The 3,232-nt window shown below is 69.5% G+C and carries 3 protein-coding genes; all 3 read left to right on the top strand.

The annotated features are described in order from the left end of the window. Positions 1 to 1,225: secretin GspD/PilQ domain-containing protein (locus AC6EI8_RS25510; protein WP_498383267.1), on the top strand; the 1,225-nt coding region annotated here is incomplete at its 5' end. A gap of 85 nt (positions 1,226 to 1,310) precedes the next feature. Then, a complete protein-coding gene (gspE, locus tag AC6EI8_RS25515) occupies positions 1,311 to 2,939 on the top strand; it encodes a type II secretion system ATPase GspE (protein ID WP_226107720.1) in 1,629 nt (542 codons plus the stop codon). Positions 2,940 to 3,111: 172 nt separating this feature from the next. After that, positions 3,112 to 3,232: hypothetical protein (locus AC6EI8_RS25520; protein WP_498383268.1), on the top strand; the 121-nt coding region annotated here is incomplete at its 3' end.

The raw sequence follows: 3,232 nt of genomic DNA on the forward strand, positions 1-3,232 counted from the left end.
CGGCGGCGGCACCGGCGGGACCGGCTCGGCCTTCTCGGCCTCGTTCGCGCCGAACCAGATTCCGACCACCGGCGGCATCATCCAGGCCGATCCGTCGACCAACTCGCTGATCATCACCGCCAGCGAGGCGGTCTACCGCAGCCTGCGCGCGGTGATCGACGACCTCGACGCGCGCCGCGCGCAGGTCTACATCGAATCGATGATCGTCGAGGTGACCTCGACCCAGGCGGCCGAGCTCGGCATCCAGTGGCAAGGCATCCTGAGCTCCTCGGGCGGCAACAACAACTTCTTCGCCGGCACCAATTTCGGCACCGGCGGCAGCAACATCATCAACCTGAGCGGCGCGGTCTACGACATCTCGCAGAACGGCGCGGCGGGGATCGAACGGGCGGCCCAACTGGTGCCCGACATCGGCGGCCTGAACCTGGGCGTGGTCAACCGCGCGCTCGGCCTGGGCGCATTGCTGCGCGCGCTGGGCAGCCAGGGCAGCGTCAACCTGCTGTCGACGCCGAACCTGATCACGCTGGAGAACGAGGAAGCCAAGATCCTGATCGGCCAGAACATTCCGATCACGACCGGCTCGTACGCGCAGAACAACGCGGTCGGCGGCGGCACGCCGTTCAACACGTTCGACCGCAAGGATGTCGGCATCACGCTGCGGGTCAAGCCGCAGATCACCGACGGTGGGCTGGTCAAGCTGCAGATCTACCAGGAGTCGTCGTCGGTGGTGCCCGGCACGACCAACCTGATCCAGGGTCCGACCACCAATGTGCGTTCGATCGAGACCAATGTGCTGGTCAATGACGGGCAGATCATCGTGCTGGGCGGCCTGATCGAGGACAACTACGGCGACGGCGTGCAGAAGGTGCCGGGCCTGGGCGACCTGCCGTGGATCGGCGGGCTGTTCCGCTACGAGAACAAGTCGCGCGCGAAGACCAACCTGCTGGTCTTCCTGCGCCCCTACGTGATGCGCACCTCCGGCGCGACCGACCGCATCACGCAGGACCGCTATGGCTATATCCGCGGCGAGCAGCAGGGCTTCGTCTCGCCGAACATGATGATGCGCGACACGCAGACGCCGGTGCTGCCGCCGGCCGAGGCGCCCACCGCGCCGTTCGTCGACCCGCGCAACAACGGCCCGGTGCCCGGTCCGCTGCCGCTCGAGCAGACGCTGCCGCCGCCGGGCCCGACCTCGCGCGCGCCCAACCAGGGCGAGGGCGCCTGAGCGGCGGACTCGACCACAGAGGCAAACCACGATGGCGACACTGCCCTCCTCCGTTCCCGGCGCAGCTTCCGGCATGGCTTCCGGCATGGCTTCCGGCGCAACTTCCGGCGCGACTTCGGGCGATATCCTCGGCGATACCCCGGCCGGCACGGTCGGGGGCACGCTTGCCGGTGCCGGTGCCGGTGCCGGTGGCGCTGCAGTTGCCGCTGCCGTTGCCGAAACGCCGCTGTCCTCGCCGATCGCCGCGCGCCTGGTGCCCTACGGCTTCGCGCGCGAGGCAAAGCTGCTGGTCGCGCATCAGCGCGCCGACGGGCTCGAGGTCTGGGTCAGCCGTTCGACCTCGCCGGCGGCGCTGGCCGAGCTGGCGCGCGTGCACGGACCGCTGCATCTGCGCGTGCTTGATCCGCAGGCGCTGGAACACGCGATGTCCGACGCCTACAACCGCCAGGACGGCACCGCCGCGCAGGTGGTCGGCGAAGTCGAGGGCGAGGTCGATCTGTCGCGGCTGATGCAGGACATCCCCGCGGTCGAGGACCTGCTCGAATCGGAAGACGACGCGCCGATCATCCGCATGATCAACGCGCTGCTGACGCAGGCCGCGCGCGAAGGCGCCTCGGATATCCACATCGAGCCGTTCGAATCGGCCTCGGTGGTGCGCTTTCGCGTCGACGGCACGCTGCGCGACGTGGTGCGGCCAAAGAAGGCGCTGCATGGCGCGCTGATCTCGCGCATCAAGATCATGGCGCAGCTCGATATCGCCGAGAAGCGGCTGCCGCAGGATGGCCGCATCACGCTGCGGGTCGGCGGCCGGCCGGTGGACGTGCGGGTGTCGACGCTGCCGACCGGCCATGGCGAGCGCGCGGTGCTGCGTCTGCTGGACAAGGAGGCCGGCCGGCTCGACCTGGCCAAGCTGGGCATGGCGCCCGGCACGCTGACCGCCTTCGACGACCTGATCCGCCAGCCGCACGGCATCGTGCTGGTGACCGGCCCGACGGGCTCGGGCAAGACCACCACGCTGTACGCGGCGCTGTCGCGGCTCGATGCGCGCACCACCAACATCATGACGGTCGAGGACCCGATCGAGTACGACCTCGACGGCATCGGCCAGACCCAGGTCAACGCGCGCATCGACATGACCTTCGCCAAGGCGCTGCGCGCGATCCTGCGGCAGGATCCGGACGTGGTGATGATCGGAGAGATCCGCGACCTGGAGACCGCGCAGATCGCGGTGCAGGCCTCGCTGACCGGCCACCTGGTGCTGGCGACGCTGCACACCAACGACTCCGCCTCGGCCGTGACCCGCCTGGTCGATATGGGGATCGAGCCCTTCCTGCTGTCGTCGTCGCTGCTGGGCGTGCTGGCGCAGCGGCTGGTACGGCGGCTGTGTCCGCACTGCAAGCGCGAGGAAACCATCGCGGTGACGCCCGCCGAGGCGGACACGCTGCTGGCCGAGGGCAAGCCGCTGCAGAAGCTGTGGCACCCGGTCGGCTGCGACAAGTGCGGGCAGTCGGGCTACCAGGGGCGGATGGGCGTCTACGAGCTGCTGGTGGTCGACGACCGCATCCGCACGATGATCCATCGCCAGACGCCCGAATCGGAAATCAAGCAGACCGCCCTCGCCAACGGCATGCACACGATGCGCGGCGATGCGCAGCGCTGGATCGACAGCGGCGCGACCTCGCTGGAAGAGGTGCTGCGCGTGACGCGCGATTGAAGCCGGGATGGAACGCTTGCGATCGCGCCCCGTGCCGGGTTCCGTGCCGTCGACCCCCGTGGCTTCGACCCCCCTGCCTTCGACCTCCGTGCCTTCGACCTCCGTGCCCTCGATCCACGTGCCGTCGAGTTCCGTGCCGGACTCCGCGCCACCGAGCCCCGTGACCTGAGCCATGCCAGCCTATCGCTACGAAGCCGTCGACGCCGCCGGCAAGACCGACCGCGGCGTGATCGAGGCCGACAGCCCGAAGCAGGCCCGCACGCATCTGCGCACCCGCGGGCTGACCCCGCTGA

It is taken from the genome of Cupriavidus sp. R6-3 (genome assembly GCF_059772245.1).